This window comes from Nostoc sp., from assembly GCF_036917195.1.
GTDB lineage: Bacteria > Cyanobacteriota > Cyanobacteriia > Cyanobacteriales > Nostocaceae > Nostoc.
In genome coordinates, this window is record NZ_JBALDG010000046.1 from 14,801 (window position 1) to 41,107 (window position 26,307).

Genomic DNA, 26,307 nt, shown 5'->3' on the forward strand with positions numbered 1-26,307 from the left:
ACATCGGTAGAAAATGCTAGGGCGATGTCTAAGGACAAGCCGCTACGCCAAAAAAACCCCCAGTGGGTGTTAGCCAACCAGGGGAGTTAGTTATCAGGGTGCATCTACCAATTAAATGTTCTCAAGTTGAACACCATACTCCGGATAAATTTGTACAAAGGTCAGTTATTTTTTTAAATAAAAACCCCCCAGTGAGCGTTAGCTAACCAGGGGAGTTAGTTATAAGGGTGCATCTACCAATTAAATGTACTCAGGTTGAAGACCATACTCCGGATAAATTTGTACAAATGTTAGTTATTTTTTTTAATAAAAACCCCCAGATAGTGTATATTCTACTAGGGAGTGAGTGATCAGGATGCATCTACCAGTAATCTTTTCTAGGGGCAGCAGTATCTTCCTGAGAAAATGGTAAAAATCAGGGTTGATGGCGATGTGCTACGACGGGCGTAGCTCGGCAACTAGAAAAAACCCCCAGTGGGTGTTAGCCAACCAGGGGAGTTAGTTATCAGAGTGCATCTACCAATAATCTTTTCTAAAGTAAATGGGTAGCTAGCGGATAAATTAGCAGAGGTTAAAGTTGTTGCTGTTTAGCCACCAGAAAAAACCCCCAACGGGTGTTAGCCAACCAGGTGAGCTAGTTATCAGGTCGCAGCTACCAATTAAATAACCAGTGCGCTGCCTTAAAAAATTGATGCGTCAGAGATGATTGCTGCTTACTTTCTTCATAAAAAAACCCCCAGTGGGTGTTAGCCAACCAGGGGAGCTAGTTATCAGGGTGCATCTACCAATTAAGTGTTCTAGGTTTAACCACCATCCTCCGGATAAATTTACTAGAAAGTTGATTGTTGTTGTGTGTAAAAAAACTCTAGTGAATATTAACTGAATAAGGAGAGTTAAAAATCAAGCTACATTCATCTAGTAATCAAGTATTCTAGGGTTAAGCACTATTTTCTGGGAGAGAATATCTGCGTTAGAAGTTGCTGTAGTTTGCCAAAATTGAAAAAAACCCCCAGTGGGTGTTAGCCATCTAGGGGAGTTGAAGATCAAGGTGCATCTACCAATTAAATGTTCTAGACCCAAGTAATCCGATCCGGATAAAGTTGTAAAGGCAAAAAAAGCAAAACAACACCGAATCAGAAACATTCAGGGGTAGGATGCATCTAAGTTATCAGAGGGAGCGAAAAATCGACTTGAAACTTTCGCGTTTCAAACCAGATTTAGGAGGCGGACAGGAGAAGCTGTGACCCAGGAATTTCATATTTCCGTGACCCCAGTAGGGCAAAATGACTACTTGGTGCGGACGGAACAAGTCGCGCCTGGGGTACCATTGGCAGAAGAATTGGTGACTTGGCCTGTAGCTGATTGGTTGATGGCTGCTGGGCATTTGATGAATGACCCGTTGAAATCGGTGTTGCAAGGAGATCCATTCGCCTCTGGTGGGCACGAAAGCAATATCGCCAGAAACTCTGTTAATTTAGTGGCGTTGGGTCAACAATTTTATAACGCCCTATTTCAAGGCACTCTTAGAGATAGTTGGATTACTGCCCAAGGTATTGCCCAAAACCACCAACAAGTACTACGCTTACGCTTGGGGCTAAAAGACACTAGGTTAGCTCGTCTACCTTGGGAAGTGATGCACGCAGGCGATCGCCCTCTGGCTACTGGGCCTTATGTGGCTTTTTCTCGCTTCCAAAGTGGAATTTTGGGGGCTTCCCGTTTGCGATCCCTGCGGGGGGCTACGCCTACGCAAAATATGCCCACACTACCAGAAGGTGGTGTGAAAGTATTGATGGTAATTGCTTCCCCCTCAGATCAAGTCCGCCTTGATTTACAGAAACAGGAAGCTATTAAACTGCAAGCTGAACTTCATCGGCAAACATCACGATTGGCTGAAGGTAGCAATCGTTTCCCCCAAATTGAACTCACTGTATTAGACCAACCAGGACGGGAAGAATTAACCCAAGCCCTAGAACAAGGCAGATACCATGTTCTCCACTACTCTGGTCATAGTAACTTAGGTTCCAATGGCGGAGAAATTTATCTTGTTAGTCGCAGAACTGGGTTAACAGAAATCTTGACTGGGGACGATCTGGCAGGTTTGCTCGTCAACAATAATATCCAAATGGCAGTGTTTAACTCCTGCTTGGGGGCGTACACAGCCGCATCCGATCCCTCTGGAGATACTGGTGAACGAAACTTAGCAGAAAGTCTCGTAAAGCGCGGAATCAGAAGCGTTTTGGCGATGTCAGAACGGATTCCTGATGAAGTGGCACTGACGCTCACACAATTGTTTTACCGCAACTTGAGTCAGGGATATCCAGTAGATTTGTGCGTCAGTCGCGTGCGTCAAGGATTAATTTCTGCCTATGGTTCTCACCAGATGTACTGGGCATTACCGATTTTGTATCTCCAGCCAGAGTTTGACGGTTTTCTGAGTGAGGAAACTGAGTTATCCGAAAGTGCGGAGTCGCTGAATCAGTATAGTTCACCTTTAGGGGCAACTTCCACGATGTACTCTGCGATCGCAGATGATACCGAGATGCCTTTAGGAATGGAGCAAATGATCCCTTCTGGTTTGGCGCATGACTCTTCTGGGTTGGACTGGCTAGGTGACGATACTTGGGGCGATCTCGTTGATGAAATTGAGTATGATGACCCAAGCTATGAAGAAGATTCTGCTATAGTTTCGGATTTGTTTCGTCAGTTAGATAACCAAAAAGCTCCAACTGAACCGAATGAACAGATTCGAGAAAATAGTCTTCACCAGAGCCAGGTTTCAGAGGAAATGACTTCCCCAGAAGAGGAAGCAGATTTGTGGGGAGAAGTTCCACCGCCGCCACCTCCAACTGCTGCGAACCTTGAAGGAAATTGGCAAAATTCTGCTGATTTTTTGCGCTCGCAACCAGCCCCGCAACCAGCCCTGCAACCAGCCCCACCAAGACCTCGTACCCAACGCCGTAAGCTGTGGCCGATTGTGGGTATTATGGGGATCAGTGCCTTAGCAGCTGCGATCGGTTTAAATTGGTGGTGGCAAAATCGACACCAAGTAACTCTACCTAACATACCAGTAATTCCTACCCAGTCTCTACCCATTCAAAAGCAGCAAAATATCGACTTACAGACAGCAGCGACTGGGATTGTCACCGCCACCGCTACTGATAAATTGAGCCAGGGCGACTTGGAAGGTGGATTATTGGCTGTAGAAGAACTACTCAATCGTGGCGCACTGGCTGCGGCTGAAACTGCCCTGAAACTAATTCCAAATAAACAATCTGACGATCCATCTGTCAACTTTTACAAGGGACGATTAGCGTGGCAGTCTATCCAAACTGGAGACAATAACTATAGCGTCGATGATGCCCGCCGTTACTGGGAAACTGCTGCAAAAGCTAAACCAGAATCGCCTTTGTATAATAACGCCTTGGGATTTGCCTACTACACGGAAGGCAATTTGAATCGAGGTAATGATTCTTGGTTCAAAGCTTTGAATTTAGCTCTCAAAGAGCAGAACACACAATTAAGATCCAAAAAGGCAGCAGTGCCTCAGGATGCTTTAACTTCCTATGCTGGTTTAGCTCTTGGATTGTATAAATCTGCACTTAGTCAATCTAATGGTAAGCAGACACAATATCTTAAGGAAGCAATCAAGTTGCGACAATTGGTAGTTAAGTCTGATCCAGCCAATTTCCAGGTAGATAAATTAGCTAAAAATTGGCTGTGGACAGAAAAGGCGATCGCAGATTGGCGATCGCTCCTTCAGGAAAAAGGTGAAGAACAGTAATATGTTGCGGTGGTGCGTAGGCGTAGCCCGTCGTAGACATTGCTTGTGACTCTGAATGAAAACAGAAATTTACCATTCAAGTTAGTAAACTGCCCTCTTAACTGGAGTTCATTAATCTCTCGGTGGCGGTTTTGCTTCTCATTTTTAATGATTAGCAGCGGACTGTTATCGCTCAACAGTTCTACTACATTCAGCCAGTAATAAAAATCCGTGTCTTCCTTGCGGGTGTCTGCTACTAAAACGTAAAGGGAACGCTTAGTGAGAAAGAACTGGTGAGTTGCATGGTAAATCTCTTGTCCCCCAAAGTCCCAGATGTTGACTCGAAATTCTCGCTCATTTTCCATTGGGAAACCCCACTGGATCACCTCAATTCCCTTCGTAGTATCTTCCTCTCGAAGTTGATAATTTTGGTCTTTAATTTTCTTCGCCAGTGTTGTCTTCCCTGCTCCTCCTTCGCCAACTATTAGTAACTTTGCTTCATACAGATGATCTGTGCCTTCTGCTTTGAGTTGCCGGAAATAGTCCCTAATTGCTTTAATACCTTGTTTAACAATTTCTGGCGGCGGCTTTTCGATGGGGTTATTGTTTAAATCCAAGGAAGTGAGTTGTTGCAGATGGGCGATCGCTTCTGGCAGTGTCGTTAATTGGTTGTAGTTTAAATTTAGTGAAGTGAGTTGTTGCAGATGAGCGATCGCTTCTGGCAGTGTCGTTAATTGGTTGTAGTTTAAATTTAGTGAAGTGAGTTGTTGCAGGCGGGCGATCGCTTCTGGCAGTGTCGTTAATTGGTTGTAGTTTAAATTTAGTGAAGTGAGTTGTTGCAGGCGGGCGATCGCTTCTGGCAGTGTCGTTAATTGGTTGCTGCTTAAATTCAGGGAAGTGAGTTGTTGCAGATGGGCGATCGCTTCTGGCAGTGTCGTTAATTGGTTGTAGTTTAAATTTAGTGAAGTGAGTTGTTGCAGATGGGCGATCGCTTCTGGCAGTGTCGTTAATCGGTTGTGGCTTAAATTCAGGGAAGTGAGTTGTTGCAGGCGGGCAATCGCTTCTGGCAGTGTCGTTAATTGGTTGCTGCTTAAATTCAGGGAAGTGAGTTGTTGCAGTCTGGCAATCGTTTCTGGCAGTGCCGTTAATTGGTTGCTGCTTAAATTCAGGGAAGTGAGTTGTTGCAGTCTGGCAATCGCTTCTGGCAGTGCCGTTAATTGGTTGCCGCTCAAATTCAAAACTTCCAACCATTCTAGTTCAAACACATTAGCAGGAATTTTCGTTAATTTTTTCTTGTTATCAGTATCGAAATAATTGCTTAAATCTAATTGTTTAAGCTGTTTCTCTTTCGCTTCTCGGATTTTTTCAAGGAAACGTTGAGGCGTTCTTGCCATAATGAGGTTCACCTGTCAACGAAAGTTATATGTAATGCCCCTGGTTCGCTGGACAATCTCGCAACCCTTAATATTTTGCACTAATCCCAACAACCGCCATAGGTTTCTAACTTATGGCTGATAGCGAAAGTCGTCTTAAGAGGACTAAATTCTTTCCAGACTTAGGTTTTAGTCTACTTGAGTGGCTTTGGCTATTAGTTCCTAAAACTTCGAGCTTCAGGCGATCGCAGCTACTAATTAAGAATGTTGCAAGATATCAAAGCAATCTACTATGCTGTGTAACACTACACGAGCGCTAATAATTTTTACGGGATTTTAAACAGAATTTATCATTACCAATGTTTAGGTTGACTCGTGAATGAGTCTTTGATACTCATTAATGGAGCTATGAACTCCGTTAATGAGTCTTTGATACTCGTTAATGAGTCTTTTATCCTCGTGAACGAGGATATTTTGCCAGTTCACGAGGATATTTTGCCGATTCACGAGTCTTTGATACTCGTGGACGAGTGTTTGTATCTCGTCAGTGAGTATCAAAGACTGATTAATGGAGTTACGAACTCTGTTAATTAGTCTTTGATATTCGTGGATGGGGCTACGAACTCTGTTAAAGAGTCTTTGAGACTCGTGAATGAAGTCTTTTTTCCTAGTGGATGAGTGAAGCGAATAAAATTCGGGGAGTTTACGGGCATACAAATGGAGGCGTACCCTTACCTTAAGCGAACTACCTTTAGCGTTTCGTAGAAGTCTATAGCAATCCTAAATCATTCGCAAACAACAAGATCCCCGACTTCTTCAAGAAGTCGGGGATCTGAGGCTGAGATTTTCACTAATCAAATAGGATTGCTATACTATCTACCTGCGGCTATCAAACGCTGATGCACTAAATACTCAAATTGATAAAGATAGGCAGCAATAATGACTCGAATTATGGTTTCGACTATCAGCAGAGGCTGCGCTTGAATCTTAAATAAACTGAACAAATTGAATAAATCAGGAGATGGTAAGAAAAGCATTATAATACCAAATGCTATGATTAGCGAGAGAATATTCACCAACCAGCCATACAATCCTTCCCACCAACTGATTAAACTAGGAAAAACTCCTGTTGTTGGCTCTGTTTGTGGTAGTTGGCTCTCAGGAAAGAAGCTATCTAAAAATCGATGCAGCCAATGGTGAACCAATGCGACTACTACGATGGGCAAAAGTTGGGCTACTAAACTTAATAAGTACAAGAACTTGACAGAAATAGGCTGGGGTAAGAAGTTAATCAGGGTGGAAATAATATTCCAAAAATAGACGATTGCATACTGTAAACCAATTATCAACAAAATGAGGGCGATCGCATTTACCCAAAACCGGGGAGTAGGAATCCAAGATGGCCAATTTCGCATAAATTTTTTTGTGGATAAAAGATTTTAATCAGAACTGGATTGAAATCTTTTGGTGATTTTTTGCCAATATAATCTATGCCATAAAGTTAGTGGAAATAAGTAGCGATGCCTGCGGCGGGCTACGCCTACGCAGAAGATTGGCGGTGTATGGTAAGTTAAGAAAATTCTCCAGCCCGAAAAATCTGTTCAGCAGTTAAATTCAACTCTGGGAACGCTGGCGACTGAATGCGGTCATTTCCTCTAAATTGCCTAACCTGATACTCTCCTTCAATTAGTTGATAAATTGAGATAGTTGCTTGTTTAGGATTGCCAATAAATCGCCTACCACCTAAGCCGAGATAGTCTACAATCCAATATTCAGGTATTCCGACCTCTTCATATTTACCTGCTTTGGTAAAATACTCGTCGCGCCAGTTGGTACTTACCACTTCAATTACTAAAGGAATTGATGCCGCAAAGCTTACAGTAGATTCTTTTTTCCACAGAGGTTCATTTACTAAATTAGAGTTATTCAACAACAGTACATCTGGTGAGTAAGCTGCTTCGCTCTGGGTCGGTTTAATGAATGCTGTTTTGGGAATGAAATAAGATAGTTTTAAACGTTTGTATTCTGTAACTATTTCCCCAACTAAAAATCCAACAATCTGTTCATGATCACCTGTGGGAGGAGCCATTTCAACAATTACTCCGTCATGTAGTTCATAATGCCTGTCTGAAGATTCGGGATACCAGGCGATAAATTCATCAAATGTTACTTGTTTAGATAAGGCTTGAGTCATACTTGCCTGTTACTTTAGCGTTATGTAAAACCTCAATCTGTCTCTAAATTACGCGACTTATCCAGCTTTAAAAATCTGTTCAGCAGTTAAATTAAATTCTGGGAATGCTGGCGAGTGAATACGGTAATTTCCTCTAAATTGCCTAACCTGATACTCACCTTCAATTAATTGGTAAATCGAGATAGTTGGTTGTTTAGGATTGCCAATAAACCGCCTACCACCTAAACCTAGATAGTCTACAATCCAATATTCAAGAATGCCCAAAGACTCGTAATCTTCTAGCTTCAAAGCATAATCATCACTCCAGTTGGTTGAAACAACTTCTACAACCAACTTGACGGAACTACCCCACGTAATGATAGATTCTTTTTTCCAACGAGGTTCATTCATAACAGCTTGTCTATCAAGAACGATTACATCTGGTTCATAACCTGAATCAGTATTAACTGACTTGATGACGCATTCTTTAGGGATAAAGCAAGGCATAGACAAACGGGTGATTTCAATAAACAAAGAACCATTAATAAACCCAGCTATCTCTGAGTGCTTCCCTGTTGGCTTAGGCATTTCAACAATTACCCCATCATGTAGTTCATAATGCCTGTCTGAAGATTCGGGATACCAGGCGATAAATTCATCAAATGTTACTTGTTTAGATAAGGCTTGAGTCATACTTTGTCCCCTTGCTTTATGTCAAATTTGACCCCTCTCCAAACCTCTCCCCGACACGGGGAGAGGCTTAATTAGCGAACTGAGGTTAAACTTTCGCCGCAGCAACACTTGGTAAACTTACTTTCAACCGCTTAAACATCGCTTCCCGCGCTTGTACAGCAAGATTATCATCTAAAGGTTGCAGTGCGATCGCCTGCTGATACTTTAGCCGCAGTGCTGTTTGAATTAACCAATCGGCGACAAAAGGATTTTTTGGTAACAAAGGGCCGTGGGAATAAGTTGCGATCGCATTCTGATAAAATGCTCCTTCTGTCCCATCTTCACCATTATTTCCCAAACCATACACCACTCGCCCTAATGCTTCTACTTTCCCCAGTTTGGTACGTCCGCCGTGATTTTCAAAGCCTACCAAATATGGTGTGCTACCCGTCATCTCTTTTAAATCTCGCGCCAAACGTGAGGCTGTCACTTCAATTACCAAGTTACCAATACAGCGCTTAGTATTTTCACCAGGATGCACGGAAACTAAATCGAGTATTCCCAAACCTTCAATCCGTTGTCCCAAGCCTGGTTCGTAATAATGTCCTAGCAGTTGGGGTGAACCACAGGTAAATACTCCTGGCGTACCATTTTCGATTTTCTCGCGCATGGCGTCAGCTTTTGCACCTTGCAAATCACGCATGACAATTTCTTGCTGACGGTCTTGTGCGCCACCACCAACGATTACATCTACAGTTTTAATATCTGCGGCTGTGGCATTTTGATCCAGGGGTAACACTTTAACATCATATCCCCGCCACTGGGCGCGACGTTCTATAGTAATTACATTACCGCGATCGCCATAGGTACTCATCAGCGTTGGATAAAGCCAACCAATTGTTAATTCCAAATGTTGAGAACTCATAAATAACTCTTGATTAATAACTAATAGTTTTTATCAACTTATGCTGAAATTACTCTGTGCATATCCAGACTTGGAGGAGCAATTTCCGTTTGGGTTAGCATATCGTGAATTTGTCCTCGGTGATGTGTCTGGTGGTTGAAAACTCTTTGAGTAACGAAATATGGGGCATAGGGAAAAATTTCTCTACTCCCCACTCCCTAATTTAAAGAATTTTTCGACCCGTCAGGACTTCTCGCACTTCTAACATCGCTGAATAGGTAGGCAGAATGTGCAAAGTTTCATTCTCTGGTGTATGCTCTAATGCAGTAGCGATGGCCTGTGGCAAATCTTCTTCGACTATTAAATTTAACTTACTCTCACAGGACTTCTGACTGTAACGTAGACGTAGTGCCATATCGTAGACGCGATCGCCACTCACTACTAAAGTCCCTCCACGTTCGACTAATTTCTCGGTATCCACGTCCCAAATCCAGGATACATCAGTGCCATCGGGTGTGCGATCGTTCAAAACTAGCAGTGTGGTTTTATCTGTGCTTTGAGTAACTACGCGAATGGTTTCATTCGTTCCCACAGGATTTTTTGATAACAGAATCCGCACCCGTTTACCGTTAATTACTAAATCTTCTGCCCGACCAAACGCAGCTTGGAAGTTGTTAATAGTATCTCTAATTGTTGCTTCATCAACTCCTAACTCAATAGCCGCAGTCACAGCAGCCAAAGTATTATATTTGTTGTATAAACCAACAAGAATTTGCGACCATTCACTACTTTCGAGAATCGGTTTACTTTTACTAAAACCACACTTGGGACAAGTAAAATCTCCCAAATGAGACAAATAAACACCCTTGTAATCTAGGGAATGTCCACATCTAGGACAATAGATAGAATCAACAGCGTGAGGAATAGCTTCTAAATAATGTTCTGGTTCATTCAAGCCAAAGAATAACACCCGTTGGGGTAACTGCTGACCAAGGTTAGATAAAGTTGGGTCATCAGCATTGGGAATTACCACCGTTTCTACTGATAAGGTAGAAATAACTTTTGTCCAACGCTTACTAATTGTGTCTACTTCCCCGTACCTATCGAGTTGGTCGCGGAATAAGTTTAAACAGAAAATAATTCGCGGTTGGAGTGGTGTTAATACTCTTGGTACAATATTTTCATCCACCTCCAAAATGGCGTAATCAACATCTAGTGTACCTAGCAAAGTGGTGCTTTCTAATAGCGCACTTATCAAGCCATTTTCTAGATTTGCACCTGTAGAATTATGAGCGATGCGGTAACCCTTGCGTTCTAATATCGTGCATAAAAGCAGTGCTGTAGTGGTTTTGCCGTTAGTACCAGCAATTAAAATCACCCCGTTTTTAACTTGCTGACTCAATAACTGTAAAAGTCGGGGTTCAATGCGACGAGCAATCGAGCCTGGTAATACACTAGCAGCACCCAGACGGAGCGATCGCACTATAAACGTCACACTTTTTGCCACTGACACCGCGAAACCCAGTCGCAGCCTATCTATGAATTGTATTTTGTTTCCCACATCCGTACCTTAGTCTTCTGGCGGTTGCTAATTGAAAGTTTTTAGTTGCAAATTTAATTTTGTGAGTTTAGCGAATCCTAGCTTAAAAAGCCAGTCTCAACATTGTTAGGGAGCTTAATAAACTATTCCATGTCGCCGAACCCCTGGAAAAAAATCGCTCTCTAACTTCAGCTTTCAGGTTAGGCTAAATCGTCATACACTGATTTTGAACTAATGAAAGGGGTTGCCCTTATAGGAACGATGAGCGAAAGTAAGATACCAGAGATCCTGGAAACTTTCGAGGCAGATATGCTGTCGGAGTGGATTCAGGAGCTAGCCACTATTAATATTCGCAGAGGTTTGATTAAACAAGCTGAGATCAAGGAGGAGTGCCGGGAATTTCTTAGCTTGTTTCGGATCGCCGTTGGGCAAGGCAACTTAACCAATATTGAGGGAGTGACATGGCGCGAGATGCGGGAAATGCTGACTAGCATTTCTCGATCGCGATCGCAAAAAGGCTTCACACCCACTGAAACGGCTACATTCATTTTTTCGTTCAAGCAACCCCTCTTTAACCGGATGCGTCAACAATTGAAAGACCCGATTGAGTTGGGTGAAGAAATCTGGCTAGCTACAAACTTACTTGATCAGATGGGATTGCTGATCATGGAAGTATATCAGAAGACGCGGGAAGAGGTGATTTTGCGACAGCAGGAAGAGTTGATGGAGCTGTCTACCCCAGTAGTTAAACTCTGGGAGGGAATTTTGGCATTGCCCATTATCGGCACTCTGGATAGTGCCCGCACTCAAATAGTGATGGAATCGTTATTGCAGAAGATTGTCGAAACCGAGTCAGAAGTTGCGATCATTGACATTACTGGGGTTCCCACCGTCGATACCCTCACTGCTCAACATCTGCTCAAGACCGTTACTGCTGCCCGTCTCATGGGAGCCGATTGTATGATCAGTGGCATTCGTCCTCAAATTGCCCAAACAATCGTCTACCTCGGTATTGATTTGGCTAATGTCACAACAAAGGCAACGTTAGCCGATGCCTTTCTTACGGCGCTAAAACGGATGGGAGTGACCATCACCCGCTCTCAACCCAAATAGGGAGATAGGAAAAGCCAATGGAACGCATTCCCATACTCAAAATGGGCGATTTACTGCTTGTGACAATCCAAGTAGACATGCACGATCGCCTCGCGATGACGCTACAGGATGACCTGACCAACCGCATCACTCAAACTCATGCTCACGGTGTCCTGATCGATATTTCTGCATTAGAGATTGTTGATTCCTTCATTGGGAGGATTTTAAGCAACATTGCCAGAATGTCAAGGGTGCTGGATGCACAAACAGTTGTCGTTGGAATGCAGCCTGCCGTGGCAATCACCTTAGTGGAATTGGGGCTATCGCTGACGGGCATTCGCACTGCTCTAAACGTAGAAAAGGGCATGGCACTGTTGCGATCATCACTCGATAAAACCACAGATCAAATCACTGCCACCAAATGGAGGGCAGATGACGATCCAGAAGACTGAAACGATGGACATTCAATCTTCTACAGATGTAGTCTTGGTTCGGCAGACCGTGCGCCAGTTTGCCGTGGAGATTGGCTTTAGCTTAGTAGACCAAACTAAAATTGTGACCGCCGCCAGTGAGTTAGCCCGCAATACCTTAGACTATGGGGGAGGCGGCACAGTAAAGCTAGAAACGCTTCAGGAAGGGGGACGACGAGGACTGAGGCTCATCTTTGAAGATCATGGTCCGGGAATTTCTAATATTGAGCTGGCGCTGAAGGATGGGTTTACTACTGGGGGTGGATTGGGTATGGGGCTGGGCGGTGCCAGACGACTTGCCAACGAGTTTGAGATTCAGTCTGCGGTGGGAGAAGGGACACGGGTAAAAATTGTACGATGGAAATAAAATGAGAGAATCTCTCGCCATCACAATTACTGAATCCAGCCAGACCGGGGAAGCTCGACGGGTAGCGATGGCTTTGGCAACTCGGCTCGGCTTTCAGGAAACGGAACGGGCCAAGGTTGGCATTGTGGTGACAGAGGTTGCTAACAATCTAGTGCAGCACGCTGATGGCGGAGTGGTGCTGCTGCGGACGCTCAACCAGCATTTAGCAGTCGGCATTGAGGTTTTGTCGCTTGATAAAGGATCGGGCATGGTCGATGTAGATCAGTGTTTGCAAGATGGCTTTTCCACAGCTGGAACGTCAGGTAATGGAATGGGCGCAATTCGTCGCCTCTCTGGTTTATTTGAAATTTACTCCATTCCCAACCAAGGGACAGCGCTCCTCGCCCACCTCTGGTCAGACTCGACACCCCATCCACCTGAAAAGACCTTAGAAATTGGAGCGATCTGTTTGCCCAAACGAGGAGAAGACGTTTCAGGAGATGCCTGGGCTTGTGTTGTCGATGGTCGCCGTAGCCTGCTGCTAGTAGCTGATGGCTTAGGACATGGACCTGCGGCTGCCACTGCTGCTTCACAAGCCGTGAGAATTTTTCAAGACAATCATCATCGTTCTCCTGGTGCAATCCTCGAAGCTGCCCACACAGCCTTGCGAAGTACACGAGGAGCAGTACTCGCCATTGCCGAAATAGACTTTGAACAACAGTCCGTCTGCTTTGCCGGAATTGGCAATATCGCTGCCAGCATTTTCTCGTTTACTAAACACCACAATCTGCTGTCTCATAACGGCACGGTCGGGCATGAAATCCGCAAAATTCAAGAGTTTAGCTACCCTTGGTATTCCAACGGACTTTTAATTATGCATTCTGACGGATTAGGCGCTAAGTGGCAGCTTGATCGCTATCCAGGCTTGAGTCAAAAACATCCTAGTTTGATTGCAGGTATGCTATACCGGGACTTTAACCGAGAACGGGACGATGTGACGGTGTTAGTGGTAAAAGGAATGGGCAGATGACAATCATTTTCACGCTCGAAATCCACTATGAACAGGATGTTGTGCAAGCTCGGCAACGAACTCGCGAGATCGCCGAGCAGTTGGGCTTGGATACTCAAGATCAGGCACGATTGGCAACGGCAGTTTCAGAAATTGCCCGCAACGCGTTTCAGTATGCCAAAGGCGGAAGGGTTGAATTTTGTCTGGAAAGAGAGCCTCAGGCGTTTCTGATTCGGATTCAAGATTGGGGTGGGGGCATTCCTGATCTGGCAGACGTTTTGGCAGGACGCTATACCTCTGGCACAGGAATGGGGCTCGGCATCGTGGGCACCCGCAGACTGATGGATTTCTTTGAGATTGAATCGCTGCCGGGAGAGGGAACAACGGTGGTGATGAGCAAAAGGTTGTCGAAGCGCACACCTACTTTTACCGATTCGCAATTGCAGCAGATTCGAGAAACCGTGATCGGGCGATCGCCCCAGAATCCCTATGAAGAAATCCAGCGACAAAACCAGGAGTTACTGCGGGCAATGGCAGAGCTACGGAAGCGCGAGGAAGAACTGACCCATCTAAACCGGGAACTGGAAGATACCAATCGCGGTGTGATTGCCCTTTATGCAGAACTGGATGAGAAGGCAAGTTCTTTGCAACAGGCAAACGAGCTAAAAACCCGTTTTCTCTCGAACATGAGCCACGAGTTTCGCACGCCCCTCAACTCGATTTTGTCGCTCTCTCGGATCTTGCTGGTACGGATGGATGGCGATTTGACTACCGAGCAGGAAAAGCAGGTGACATATATCCAAAAGGCGGCGAGCGGATTATCAGAATTAGTCAATGACCTGCTGGATTTAGCAAAGGTGGAAGCTGGAAAAATTGAAGTGCGTCCCAGTTCCTTTGAAGTCAGCGACTTGTTTGCCACGCTGCGAGGAATGCTGCGCCCATTATTGGTTCAAGGCTCCTCTGTCGCCCTGATTGTGGAGGAACCCGATACCATACCTCCGCTCTATACCGATGAGGGCAAAGTCGCTCAAATTCTGAGAAACTTTGTCTCGAATGCGCTCAAATTTACCGAGCAGGGAGAGGTGCGCGTCAGTGCAATGCAAATGGGTTATACTGTAATATTCTCCGTATTAGATACGGGCATCGGCATTGCTCCAGCCGATCAAGAGCGCATTTTTGAGGATTTTGTGCAAATTGAGTCCCCTTTGCAAAAGCAGGTGAAGGGAACCGGGTTAGGACTGCCGTTATCGCGCAAGCTAGCACAGCTACTGGGCGGCAGCGTTTCGCTTACAAGTGATCTAGGTCAAGGCTCCACCTTTACGCTATCAATTCCGATCGCCTACCCACATGCGACTGAATTTCCCACCCTACTGCAACCCATCACATCACTTGAGCCAACTCGCCTGCCCATTCTGGTGGTTGAAGATCATCCGGAAACACTATTTATTTACGAAAACCACCTTCGGGAGTCAACCTATCAATTAATTGCGACCCGCACCTTAGCCCAGGCAAGGCTTGCCTTACAACAACTTCGACCGGCGGCGATTATGCTAGATATTATGCTAGAAGGAGAAAACGGCTGGACGTTCTTGCGAGAAATCAAAGCAGATGAAATAACTCGCACCATCCCTGTACTGATTATTACCATTATTGATAACGAGAAGCAAGCACTGGCGCTAGGAGCTAACGGCTTTCTAATTAAGCCTGTGGACAGATTGCCGCTGTTGAATAAACTCAATGCGCTAATTAATCAGAATAGACCTCAAAAAATTTTATTAATTGACGATGACCCCGCTTATCGGTATCTTATAAAAAAACTGTTGGCAAATACACCGTTGAGTATTTTAGAAGCTGCCAACGGGCAAGAAGGATTAAATTTGGCACAACGCCAGCAGCCAAGTGTGATCGTGCTTGACTTGGATATGCCAGAGATCAGCGGGTTTGATGTACTCAAGCAGCTTAAAAACAATTCCGTCACTCAGTCGATTCCTGTGATTATCCACTCATCTGTCCAACTGGATGCAGAAGTGCACAAGCGTTTAGCTGAACAAAGCATCGCCATTCTTTCTAAAGAAACAGGCTCTCAAACGGCGGCGATGTCTGACGACAAGCCCTTCGGGTTCGGGGGGTCGCAATCGACGGGAACCGCCAAGACTGCGACCCCCTCACCGCTAGGCGTCTACGCCCAACTCCAAGATGCGCTCATCAAAGCCGGACTAGTTCTGGGTGCTTGGGAGGAAAGCAATGTCTGAGTCACAGGTGACGATTCTGCATGTTGATGATAATGAAGCCAACCGTTACATTGTGTCCCGTATTTTGCAAAATGCAGGCTTTACGGTCGTGGAGGCAGCAACTGGAGCAACAGGATTAGAGGCAGTTGTCGAGCATCAGCCTGCTCTGGTGATTTTGGATGTCCAACTACCAGATATCAGCGGCTTTGAAGTCTGTCGTCAAATTAAGGCAAACCCCGAAACGGCTTTTATTCCCGTGCTACATCTTTCTGCAAGTTTTGTCCAAAGCCAGGATAAAGCAGAAGGCTTAGACAGTGGTGCCGATGCCTATCTAGCACAACCAGTTGAACCCATTGAACTGCTTGCCACGGTGCGATCGCTGCTGCGAATTCGGCAGGCGGAGGAAGCTGCTCTGTCCTCAGCACGAGAGTGGCAAACGACCTTTGACTCGATCAACGACGGCGTATGTCTGGTAGACCGAGAAGGTATAATTCTGCGCTGTAATCGAGCGATAATGCAGATTTTTCGCAAGCCCTCCCAGGAAATTTTAGGTTGTGCTCACCATGAGTTGATGAACGCACAATTGGGAATGGGCGACGGCACGTGTTTTCACCGTGCTAAAGAAACTCATCAACGGCAAATTCTAGAATTTCAGTTCAAAGGACAGTGGTTTGCCAAAACCATCGACCCGGTATTTGATCAGCAGGGGACTCTCACAGGCGCCGTTTTCATCCTGTCAAATATTACGCAGCGCAAACAGGCAGAAACCTTACTGCAAGATCAGAATGATCGCCTCAATCAGCTGATGATTTCCTTGCAAGAACAAACTGAACAAGCACAGCAAGCCAACCGAATCAAAGATGAGTTTCTAGCAGTGCTGTCTCATGAATTGCGATCGCCCCTAAATCCAATCCTGGGTTGGGCAAGAATTCTGCAAACGAGCCAGCAGGACGCAGCCAAAACTCAGTACGCGCTCGAAACGATCGAACGCAATGCCAAACTACAAGCACAACTAATCGAGGATCTGCTTGATGTATCGCGTATTCTCCAAGGCAAGTTGAGTTTGAATACACTGCCAATTGGTTTAACGTCCACCATCAAAGCTGCCCTTGAAACCGTGCGGCTTGCGGCTGAAGCTAAATCTATTCAAATTGAATCAATATTTGAATCGAACATTGCCCAAGTGTTGGGTGATTCCGGTCGCCTGCAACAGGTTGTTTGGAATTTACTTTCTAACGCGATTAAATTTACCCCCCACGGTGGTCGAGTAAAGGTGCAGTTAAAAAGGATCAACGATGAAGGTGAAAGGATGAATGAAGTAGATACTCATCCTTTGGAATATGCTCAAATCATTGTTAGCGACACTGGCAAGGGTATCTCTGGTGACTTTCTGCCCTACGTCTTTGACTACTTCCGCCAAGCCGATGGGACAACGACCCGAAGATTTGGGGGGTTGGGGTTGGGGTTAGCGATCGTGCGTCATTTGGTTGAACTGCACGGAGGAACCGTTCAGGCGGCGAGTCCTGGAGAAGGGCAAGGAGCAACATTTACAGTCAAGCTTCCATTCATCGCTGCGGTAAAACTGAATCAAGATGATACTGAGTTTGATAATCGCTCAGACTTCAATCTAAATAAATTGCAAGCGCTGCTTGTAGATGATGACAGAGATTCGCGGGAGTTTATCGCCTTCGTGCTGGAACAGTATGGGGCGCAAGTGACTGAAGCGGACTCAGCACATGATGCTCTGAGCAGTTTAAGGCAAGCAAAATTTGATTTGCTAATTAGTGATATTGGTATGCCTGATATGGATGGCTACACACTAATTCGTCAAATTAGAAAGCAGTCGCCTGACCAAGGCGGAGAAATTCCGGCGATCGCTCTCACTGCTTATGCTGGAGAAATTGATCAACAACTTGCACTAGCCGCCGGATTTCAACGCCATATTTCCAAACCAATTGAACCAGAGCTACTAATAGAGGCTATTTTGACTATATTAGGCATTAAACCAAGATTTGTCTAATTTACTGCAAGATGGTCTAAAAAGTCATAATATATCTAAACTCCAGTAATTTTTCCATAAAATTGACATCAGAGGGCAAATATTGAGGATGTATCGCTATAAAAACTTAAGTATTTATTAAATTTATTTACAGTTTTTACGGCTTTTAACTCCCAGTTGCCTGAAGTCACTAGCTCCAGCCGAATAGTATGACGGCTATAGCAAACGCTTTGAAGATTCCCGACTGCCTAGAACGCTTCAAAATGTCAGAGTCTTAAACCCTTTAATTGACGAGAAATGTGAAATTGGAAAGACCCTAAGCCAAGGTTTAAGTAAATTAAAGAATTGATATCACTTCTAGAAATAGCCTTTTGTAGCATTCATACTAATCGTCAACAAATTTTATAGTTTCGGCAGGCTCTCTTGCCTAAAACCTATATCAGCAAAGAGTTTGCGACATTTAACTCTATTATCTCATGAGAGTGATGAAAAAGCGTTAACCTCCTTTCATCCGCTACTCCCCACTTCCGAGAGATAATCTCAGTAGGCGTTATCTTAAAAAGTAGTGCGCGGGCGTAATTACATATCCAGCCCAGTTTGCCGAATTCAGCACAAACTCACGACAAGTAGTAGCTTGCAAGGTTCCTTTTGATGAATAGCACAAAGTTTCTTTTTTTACATAAACAAATTACTGACTGGCGAAGGTTGCTGTCTAAATGCCTGTTGTTGTTTGCAAGTCTTTTCATTATAAGTATGCAACCTGCATATGCTGGTCTCAATAATGATTTATATGATGGCAACATCTTTGTCGTTTATGCTGGCAATGGTTCATTGGTTCCTCCCAGACAGACACTTGCACAGACTTTAGCGGAACATAAACCTATATTTTTGGCCTTTTATGTGGATGACAGCAGCGATTCCAAAAGATACGCCATTTCCATTTCACGGGTACAGGAATTCTATGGTCGGGTAGCAGAGATTATGCCTATTAATGTAGATAGTATCCCACCTAAACAGACCTACGACCCTACAGAACCAGGATATTACTATTCTGGGACTGTTCCTCAAGTCTTGGTGTTTAATAAATCAGGTCAGGTAGTTTTGAATAAAAAGGGTCAAGTACCTTTTGAAGAGATAGACGATGAATTTCGCAAAATATTTGATTTGTTACCACGCACGGAAACAGCACAGCTAAAGCGGCGAGCTTTCAATGAGTTCAGTAGTGAGTTAGCTAAGTAACTTATGGGGTAGACCAAATTGGTCTGCCTTAACTTTTGGTGCTTGTTACTACATTTATGCTGATGTAAAAGCATAATATTAGAATATCTGTGTTAACCATTTAGGAAGTTAATCTATAGTCCCGTATAAAGTGTATTCTGATGTCAAAGGTTTACACCACCCAGGAGCTAATTCAAATTTTGGCAGCCGAACGCCAAGCTTGCCTCAACGGAAAACGCCTAAAATTAGAAATCACAGTCTCTGGCAATCCTGTAATTGACCAGTTTATCAGAACTGATGGACTGCAACAATTCACAGCCTATCAAGATTTCAAAGCTGCAATTCACGACTATCAGAAAGAAAATCAAGTTTCAGGTATTATCTGGCGGCAGGTAACAGTCAAAGGTAAAAACTTGAGCTATCCCGAAATAAATACCGAACTAATAGCCCTCACCAGTGATTTAGAGATATTAAAAGCTGCTAAAAATTCTATCGTAGATTTTTGGCATGAAGTCTCTATGGGGATGGATTTATACTTGAGTTTCAATAATAGTAAACAATACCAACAAATTCTCACATTTGATGTGGAGAGAATTGTTCAAAGAACAGAATGGGCAAGTTTGTGCAAGTGGGAAAATTCTAACTTTTTGGAAATGATTTTGCAGCTAGGATGGGGTAAACCAGAAGAAGCTTATTATAAACGAGGAAGACCGCGATCGGGTAGTGAATATATTCATGCAGTCAATCCTGGTAATCGCCCCATTGGTTGACCAAACCTTCTTGTCTTGTGCCTCTTTCAAGGTTGATTTTGCCCGATAAGATTGACGATCGCTGTAGCTAAATCCCCTATTTCAACGGGTTTAGGTAGGTGTTTTTGAAACCCTGCTGCCATTGCTTGGTTGTAGTTAATTTCTCCAGCATAAGCAGTCAAAGCGATCGCGGGAATTTGCCCTCCTAGCTGTGGCGGTAATTTTCTCACCTCGCGCAGCAACATATAACCATCCATCAAGGGCATTCCAATATCGCTTAACAGGATATCTGGCTTTGATTGGGCTAATGTTTCCAACGCTTGGGCGGCTGATTCAACTGCTGTTACAGTTGCTCCATATTGTTCTAGCGCAAAGCTAAAAAACTCTCGCACATCAGCTTGATCGTCCACCAGCAGGATTTGCACTCCAGCAAGTAATGTGTCCTCAGTACTGAGTTCTGGTTGAGAAGCCTCAGCACTGCTGACTCGCAACTGAGAATTTTTGATTAAAGGCAGCCTGACTGTAAAGGTAGCCCCTTGTCCTTCTCCCAGACTCTCTGCTTGAACTGTACCACCGTGAAGTTCTACTATATGACGCACAATTGCCAGTCCCAATCCCAGTCCGCCAAATATCCTGGTTGTCTTGGCATCTGCTTGTCGGAAGTAGTCAAATACGTAAGGCAAAAATTCTACGATGATTCCCTTACCTGTATCAATCACCTGAATTTGAGCATCTGACCCAACTCGCTCTAAACGCACTTCTACTCGTCCTTCTGTGGGTGTAAATTTAACGGCATTGGAGAGGAGATTCCACATCACTTGTTGCAAGCGATCGCCATCGCCCAGAACTTTGCCGATATCATTACTCAGCACTGTTTGAATTTGAATTGATTTAGCTTCTGCTGCTAAACGCACCGTTTCTAGTGCAGCTGCGATCGGCACTTTCAAATCCACTGTATAGAGATTTAGATTGACTTTACCTTGTAGAATCCGCGAAACATCAAGTAAATCTCCAATTAATTGGGTTTGTAACTGGGCATTGCGCTCGATTGTTTCCAAAGCCCGGATTGTACTGGCTTCGTCAAACTTGCGGGTTCTGAGTAACTTTGCCCACCCTAAAATAGGATTCAGGGGAGTTCTCAGTTCATGGGAAAGGACAGCGAGGAATTCATCTTTAATTCGGTTGGCTGTCTCGGCTTGTGCCCTTGCAGTCTTTTCGGCTTCATAAAGTTGAGCGCGAGCGATCGCTTGCGCACACTGCTGTCCCAATGTCAACATAAATCCCCAGTCTTCTTCGTTAAATATTTGTGCAGTGGCAAAGCTTAATCCCAGTGCCCCAATTACTTTGCCTTCTGCTATCAAGGGAATGGAAGCCCAGGCATTATTCCCTGTAAGAGCCACAGCATCTGCTAAGTTCGGATATTTAACATTCATGGCTGCTAAATTTTCTAAAAAAATCGGCTGCCTCGTTCTGACTGCTTCCGCTATTTGGTTAGGTGCAGTAATCGGAAAATTTGTCCAAGCATCTATGAGTGATTGCGGATAGCCATTTGCTTGCACAATTTCTAGGGTAGTATCTCCTTGGGAAAGTAAGACAACAGAACCAGCAGTGGCTTCCAAGGCGGCAATCCCTTGATTCACCACTACATCAGCCACCTGCTGCGGAGTTAGCGCTTCCGAGAGGGCAGCAGTTATTCTTTGTAAAAGTAGCGTGCGATTAACAGACCGTTCAGCTGCCTGTTTTGCCTGTTGAGTTTCTTGGTAGAGTCTGGCGTTGTCGATGGCTGTCGCCGCCCGACGAGCAATATCCTCTGCTAAAGCCAAGTCTGTCTGTTTGTAGTGCCGACCTGACTCGGCTGTAAAAAAAGAGATTGCTCCAAATAATTGCCCACGGGAACGAACTGGAATCACCATTAGAGAATGAATACCCAGACTTCGCAGCAATTGCAGATGTTCATCATCTTGAGCCATCTGGACAAGATGAGACTCAGATAATTCGGGATAAAAGACAGATATTCCCCGCCTTAGCTGCTGCACAAGCTGTTTTGCTCTGGTTTGGGATGGGTAACGCCGTTGGATTTCGTTTAAAGTATTTTGTTTTGTGGGATCGGCAATTGCGATCGCAATTTGTTTACTTGACCAATCTTCCTGGAAAACATCTACAATACACCAGTCAGCTAGGGTAGGAACTGCTAGATTAGCTACACTTTCCAACGTGATTTCATAATCCAATGAGGCGGCTAGTAAGGTGCTGGCTTCAACTAAAAAGTTTTGTGTAATTTCAACTCGTTTGCGTTTACTAATATCTTCAATAATGCCTAATGCATACTTTGGAAGTCCATTAGCATCCCAAACTGCTGATGAAGTTAGGTTTACCCAAACAATGGAACCATCTTTGCGGATATAGCGCTTCTCTAGGGAATAATCACTAATTTCTTGTGCCAAAACTCGCCGAGCATTCTCCGAATCAACTTCTAAATCGTCAGGGTGGGTAATTTCCTGAAAGTTCATTTGAATCAACTCTTCATGGCTATACCCAGTAATTTCGCACAGAGCAGAATTAATTTGCAGAAATCGTCCATCCAATCCTATTAGAGTAATGCCCACAGCTGCCTGGTTAAACATTGCCCGGAACCTTTCTTCGCTTTCCCGCAAAGCAACTTCTGTTTGCTTTGCTGCTGTCACTTCTGCCAGAATAATTCCAATTCCTACCGTTTCGCCTATTGTATTGTTGACCGGGTAATAGTTGCCCAGCCAGTAGCCGTAACGTTTAGGTTGCCCCCTTGTCTCACCGCTAATTTCTACATTCAGCAGAGGTTCTCCACTATCCAACACCTGCTGTAAGAGTGGCTCCAACTCAGCCGCCATCTTTGGCAACACTTCCCCAAATTTGCGTCCTAGATGCTCTTCTATGGTCAAACCGTTAATCTCAGCAAAAACTTGATTAATTCGGATATATCGCAGTTCCCGATCCAAAAAGCATACTGCAACAGGAGCAGCTCCTAAGAGCGCATCTAGAAGAGATAGAGATTCGGCATAATGGACTACAGCCTGGTGGATATCTCGATAAAGTCGCGCATTTTCCACTGCTAAGGCAGCACGATTGGTAATATCTGTTGCTAAAGTTAAATCAGAGCGATCGTAGCGACGGTCTGATTGAGCGATGACAAAGCTGATGCAGCCCAGGACTCGCCCTTGTGCGATTAACGGCACAATCATCACAGACTTCATCCCCAATTGCCGAACAAGTTCTAAGTGTTCCTGATTCTGAGTAGTTGCCACTAATAGCGAGTCAGATACCTCTGAGATTAATTCGCTTTGCCCGGTTTGCAGTACTCTAGTAATTGCACTTACAATCTTATAATTTGTCACATACTCTTGAAGTTTACGCGCTAACTCCGCTTTAGATGGGTCTGCATGAGCAATAGGTAGGCGGCGAATCGAACCATCTTCATTTAAAATGTCAACGCTACACCAATCAGCTAGCTGGGGAACTGAAATTTTGGCGATCTGTTGTAATGTTTGTTCATAATCTAGCGAAGTAGAGAGTACACTACTAATTTGGGCGATATAGCGGAGTGTTTCCTCAGCCTGCTTGCGCTCTGTAGTATCGAGAATAAAAAAAGCTCCTCGATCTACAGTTCCTTCAAAATGGCTACCACCTGCCAAAATCGGCAAGCGTGAGCCGTCTTTACGGATATATTCCTTTTCATAGGGTGTGCAAAAGGGGCTGTTTTGAAATTGAGTCAGTGCTTGCTTATCGAGTTGCACGTACTCTGTGGGAGTCAAGTCTTGCCAGCGAAGTGTTCCGGCAAGTAATTCTTCACGGGTATAACCCACCATACTCAGCAAGGCATCGTTCGCATCTGTAATCCTACCGTCTCTATCCCAGAAGCCAATACCAATCATATTTGACTCAACCACGCTGCGAAACTTCGCTTCGCTTTCTTGCAGTGCTTGCTCAGTTTGTTTGAGTTGAGTAATATCAATTGAACTGATGCCTACTCCCAACAACTGTCCATCCGGCAAACAGACTGGATAGTAGCTGACAAGACCATAACGATACACCCCAGGCGGATAAGTTTCACCGCTCATTTCCTGGTTAAGCAAGGATTGCCTATTTCTCATCACTTGCTCAAAAACAGGCTCAATTTGCGCTGCCCATTCCGGTAGTACTTCCCTAAAGGTACGACCAATATGTTGACTTTGCGGTACACCGTTAATCGCGGCTAGCGCTTCATTAGCATGAACGTAGCGAAGTTCACTATCCAGAAAAGCCAGCGCTACTGGTGAACAAGTAACCCAAGCATTGAGTAACGCCAGAGATTCATCTTTTTGCTGAATAGCTTGCTGAAGTTCCTGATACAACCTGGCGGTTTCTAGTTCTGCCTGTTTGCGCCCAGTAATATTCACACCTGCACAGATAATACCCTGAATACTATTGTCTGTATCCCTTAGCGGTTCAACCAGCAAATCATAGTAGCGATCTTCTCCAGCAATTGTCAGATAAACCTCTTCACGGGTTGCAATACCAGTCTCTAGTACCTTCAGCTTAATAGCCCTCAATTGCTCTGCTACTAAAGCTGGAAATAATTCATCATCAGACTTACCTAACATTTCCTCAGCAGTGGTTAAACCTTGCGGATTATGAATCCACTGATATCGGAAATCGCGATCCTGTTGAAAGACCACGATATCTGAACTGCTTAACGCTAATCGAAATCGCTCCTCACTAAGTTTCAGCTTTTGGAGATTTCCATCAGCCCATCTTTTAGCAGTCTTTAATACCTCACATAGGATGCTAAAGAGTAATCCTTGTAATGCAAACAATCCAATTTGCACAAAATTGGATAAGTCCAAACTCAACTCATAAACTGGGGGGAGAAAGAAGTAATCGCTCAGTAACGTAGATAAGGAAGTTGCTAACAGCCCTGACTTTAAACCACCATACCAAGCACTCACCATTACAGCGCTAAAAAACAGCAAGAAAGGAGTTCCATTCATGCTGAACCAAGGGTCTAGTATCAACATTGGCACTAATGTAAGTGCAACAATTAATACAACAATGCCATAACGCAGTAACTGGGAATAATGAATATGGGGCATGAAAATGTCTTGGATCAACCAATACTTATTGCAGCGGCTGTACATACCCTAAGCTAGTTTGTATATTTTAGTAACTTATCCACAGATAGATTTTTATTTAGTTTTAATAACCTCTTTTGTTAGAAGCTAATTCCTCAAGAATATAGTATTAAAAGTAAAAATTTATCCTTAATTATATATAGCAATCCTGTTTGATTTGTAAAAATTCAAAGCCACAGAATCCCTGACTTCTCAAATAAGTCAGAGATACTGTTTAGGATTGCTATAAGTAAGTAGGCGTGAATAATTAAATTGGAGCCGCTTTCTACGTTCCAATTTAATTAATTTTACATTGCATAATATAGGTTGATTTATTTTTGCCCACTTACTTAGAACCTTATGAGTGAAGAGATATCCTTCAGCACTGCTACCAATTTGTTAATATGTGCTGCTTCATGAGTTGCCATTAAAGATATTCTGATCCGACTTGTGGGCACTGTGGGAGGACGAATTGCTGGAGCAAAAATGCCAGCATCTCTTAGCTGTTTTCCAGCTTTGAGAGCATCTGTCGCACTGGGCAATTGAAAACATAATATAGGTGATTCTGAAGGCAGTAATTTTAAATTAGGTAACTGTTGTTGCAGCAAATTTTTCAAGTAATGTACATTTTGCCACAATCGGGCACGGCGTTGCGGTTCTTGTTGCACTATCTTGATTGCTGCTAAGGCCGCAGCTGTATCAGCAGGTGAAAGCCCAGTGGTATAAATCCAAGTGGGTGCGCGGTTTTGCAAGAAGTCAATTAGGGCGCTACTTCCTGCCACATACCCGCCTAAACTACCCAAAGCTTTACTCAAAGTGCCAACTTGAATTAACTGCTTTCCTGTACACCCAAAATGTTCCACACACCCAGCACCAGTTTTTCCTAGTACCCCAGTGGCATGAGCTTCATCAACTAGCAGCATACAGCTAAACTCATCAGCGAGATCCAACAGTGCTGGCAACGGGCATAAATCGCCATCCATGCTGAAGACAGTATCAGTAAGAATCAAACAACGTCGGTAGTTTTGTCGCTGCAAGTTCAACTGGATTTTTAGTACTGCAAGATCACAGTGCGGATATTCCACAACTGCTGCACCGCTGAGAATCGCCCCATTTTTCAGACTGGAATGATTGTACTGGTCAGATAAAATTAAATCACGCTTGCCAACGAGGGCGGTAATTGTACCCAAATTGGCTAGATACCCTGAACTAAATACCAAGGCATCTTCTGTTTGTTTGGTAAATGCGATCGCCTCCTCTAAATCCCTGTGCAATTCTCGATGTCCGCTGAGTAATCTAGAACCAGTACTACCAGTTCCAAATTCTGCGATCGCAGCAGTTGCGGCTGCCATCAACCGCTCATCCCCAGTCAGCCCCAAATAGTCATTACTGGCAAAATTAATTACCTTTTGGCCAGCTAAAATCACCGTTGCACTCGGACGACCGTGGATTGTTTGTACTGAACGATACCAGTCTGCACGATGAATTGTTGCTAAGGAATGTTCTAGCCAGGCATAAGGGTCAGTAGGCATTGGGCATTGGGGAAGAATAACTAATAGACTTGTCGCTTAATAAGGTAGAGTAACGATTAGCAACTGGAATGAGACAGAAAAATGCTAGACATCAATCGGGTGTTGAAAGAAGACCG

19 protein-coding genes are annotated in these 26,307 nt (G+C 44.2%); 10 read left to right on the forward strand and 9 right to left on the reverse strand.

Annotation, left to right across the window (positions count from 1 at the left end; all coding sequences use genetic code 11):
• Positions 1–1,240 precede the first annotated feature (1,240 nt).
• A complete protein-coding gene (hetF, locus tag V7K40_RS15100; RefSeq protein ID WP_334960885.1) occupies positions 1,241–3,781 on the forward strand; it encodes a cell division protein HetF in 2,541 nt (846 codons plus the stop codon).
• On the opposite strand, the gene V7K40_RS15105 is transcribed toward hetF, so the two are convergent.
• Positions 3,757–5,154 carry a leucine-rich repeat domain-containing protein gene (locus V7K40_RS15105; RefSeq protein WP_334960887.1) on the reverse strand — a complete coding sequence of 466 codons (1,398 nt, stop codon included), beginning with the start codon at positions 5,152–5,154 and terminating at the stop codon, positions 3,757–3,759. The two genes, hetF and V7K40_RS15105, sit on opposite strands and share 25 nt — an antisense overlap.
• 354 nt (positions 5,155–5,508) lie before the next feature.
• On the opposite strand from V7K40_RS15105, the gene V7K40_RS15110 reads away from it, so the two are divergent.
• Positions 5,509–5,727, forward strand: coding sequence for a hypothetical protein (locus V7K40_RS15110; protein ID WP_334960889.1), 219 nt, complete (start codon positions 5,509–5,511; stop codon positions 5,725–5,727).
• 278 nt (positions 5,728–6,005) lie between these two features.
• Here V7K40_RS15110 and V7K40_RS15115 read toward each other — a convergent pair whose 3' ends face one another.
• The 6 genes from V7K40_RS15115 to V7K40_RS15140 form a co-directional block, all read right to left on the reverse strand.
• Positions 6,006–6,548, reverse strand: a complete 543-nt coding sequence (locus tag V7K40_RS15115; protein WP_334960891.1) for a hypothetical protein — start codon at positions 6,546–6,548, stop codon at positions 6,006–6,008.
• Between the two features lie 155 nt (positions 6,549–6,703).
• On the reverse strand, positions 6,704–7,327 hold the full coding sequence (locus tag V7K40_RS15120) for a Uma2 family endonuclease (RefSeq protein WP_334960893.1): 624 nt from the start codon (positions 7,325–7,327) through the stop codon (positions 6,704–6,706).
• 57 nt (positions 7,328–7,384) lie between these two features.
• Entirely contained in the window at positions 7,385–7,999 is a 615-nt protein-coding gene (locus V7K40_RS15125; RefSeq protein ID WP_334960895.1) for a Uma2 family endonuclease, read from the reverse strand.
• Positions 8,000–8,084: 85 nt separating this feature from the next.
• On the reverse strand, positions 8,085–8,903 hold the full coding sequence (locus tag V7K40_RS15130) for a type 1 glutamine amidotransferase (RefSeq protein WP_334960897.1): 819 nt from the start codon (positions 8,901–8,903) through the stop codon (positions 8,085–8,087).
• A gap of 38 nt (positions 8,904–8,941) precedes the next feature.
• Complete coding sequence (locus V7K40_RS15135) at positions 8,942–9,097, reverse strand: DinB family protein (RefSeq protein ID WP_334960899.1); 156 nt, start codon at positions 9,095–9,097, stop codon at positions 8,942–8,944.
• An 8-nt stretch (positions 9,098–9,105) separates the two neighbouring features.
• Entirely contained in the window at positions 9,106–10,443 is a 1,338-nt protein-coding gene (locus V7K40_RS15140) for a Mur ligase family protein (RefSeq protein WP_334960901.1), read from the reverse strand.
• A 240-nt stretch (positions 10,444–10,683) separates the two neighbouring features.
• Here V7K40_RS15140 and V7K40_RS15145 point away from each other — a divergent pair, with 240 nt between their 5' ends.
• The 8 genes from V7K40_RS15145 (at position 10,684) to V7K40_RS15180 (ending at position 19,557) form a co-directional block, all read left to right on the forward strand.
• On the forward strand, positions 10,684–11,535 hold the full coding sequence (locus V7K40_RS15145; RefSeq protein ID WP_334960903.1) for an STAS domain-containing protein: 852 nt from the start codon (positions 10,684–10,686) through the stop codon (positions 11,533–11,535).
• Positions 11,536–11,552: 17 nt separating this feature from the next.
• Complete coding sequence (locus V7K40_RS15150) at positions 11,553–11,966, forward strand: STAS domain-containing protein (protein ID WP_298920419.1); 414 nt, start codon at positions 11,553–11,555, stop codon at positions 11,964–11,966.
• A complete protein-coding gene (locus V7K40_RS15155; RefSeq protein WP_334960905.1) occupies positions 11,947–12,351 on the forward strand; it encodes an anti-sigma regulatory factor in 405 nt (134 codons plus the stop codon). Before V7K40_RS15150 ends, V7K40_RS15155 begins: the two co-directional genes overlap by 20 nt.
• Before the next feature lies 1 nt (position 12,352).
• Positions 12,353–13,360: an ATP-binding SpoIIE family protein phosphatase gene (locus V7K40_RS15160; RefSeq protein ID WP_334960907.1), complete on the forward strand. Its 1,008-nt coding sequence runs from the start codon at positions 12,353–12,355 to the stop codon at positions 13,358–13,360.
• Complete coding sequence (locus tag V7K40_RS15165) at positions 13,357–15,591, forward strand: ATP-binding protein (protein WP_334960909.1); 2,235 nt, start codon at positions 13,357–13,359, stop codon at positions 15,589–15,591. The genes V7K40_RS15160 and V7K40_RS15165 overlap by 4 nt, the downstream gene beginning before the upstream one ends.
• Positions 15,584–17,590 carry a response regulator gene (locus V7K40_RS15170; RefSeq protein ID WP_334960911.1) on the forward strand — a complete coding sequence of 669 codons (2,007 nt, stop codon included), beginning with the start codon at positions 15,584–15,586 and terminating at the stop codon, positions 17,588–17,590. The genes V7K40_RS15165 and V7K40_RS15170 overlap by 8 nt, the downstream gene beginning before the upstream one ends.
• Positions 17,591–18,220: 630 nt before the next feature.
• Complete coding sequence (locus tag V7K40_RS15175) at positions 18,221–18,808, forward strand: thylakoid membrane photosystem I accumulation factor (RefSeq protein ID WP_334960913.1); 588 nt, start codon at positions 18,221–18,223, stop codon at positions 18,806–18,808.
• 140 nt (positions 18,809–18,948) lie between these two features.
• A complete protein-coding gene (locus tag V7K40_RS15180) occupies positions 18,949–19,557 on the forward strand; it encodes a hypothetical protein (RefSeq protein WP_334960915.1) in 609 nt (202 codons plus the stop codon).
• Between the two features lie 26 nt (positions 19,558–19,583).
• Here V7K40_RS15180 and V7K40_RS15185 read toward each other — a convergent pair whose 3' ends face one another.
• Both V7K40_RS15185 and bioF read right to left on the reverse strand, forming a co-directional pair.
• The gene (locus tag V7K40_RS15185; RefSeq protein WP_334960917.1) at positions 19,584–24,641 is read right to left on the reverse strand and encodes a PAS domain S-box protein; all 5,058 of its coding nucleotides are present in this window, start codon (positions 24,639–24,641) and stop codon (positions 19,584–19,586) included.
• Positions 24,642–25,009: 368 nt separating this feature from the next.
• Positions 25,010–26,191: an 8-amino-7-oxononanoate synthase gene (gene bioF / locus V7K40_RS15190; RefSeq protein ID WP_334960919.1), complete on the reverse strand. Its 1,182-nt coding sequence runs from the start codon at positions 26,189–26,191 to the stop codon at positions 25,010–25,012.
• Between the last annotated feature and the right edge of the window lie 116 nt (positions 26,192–26,307).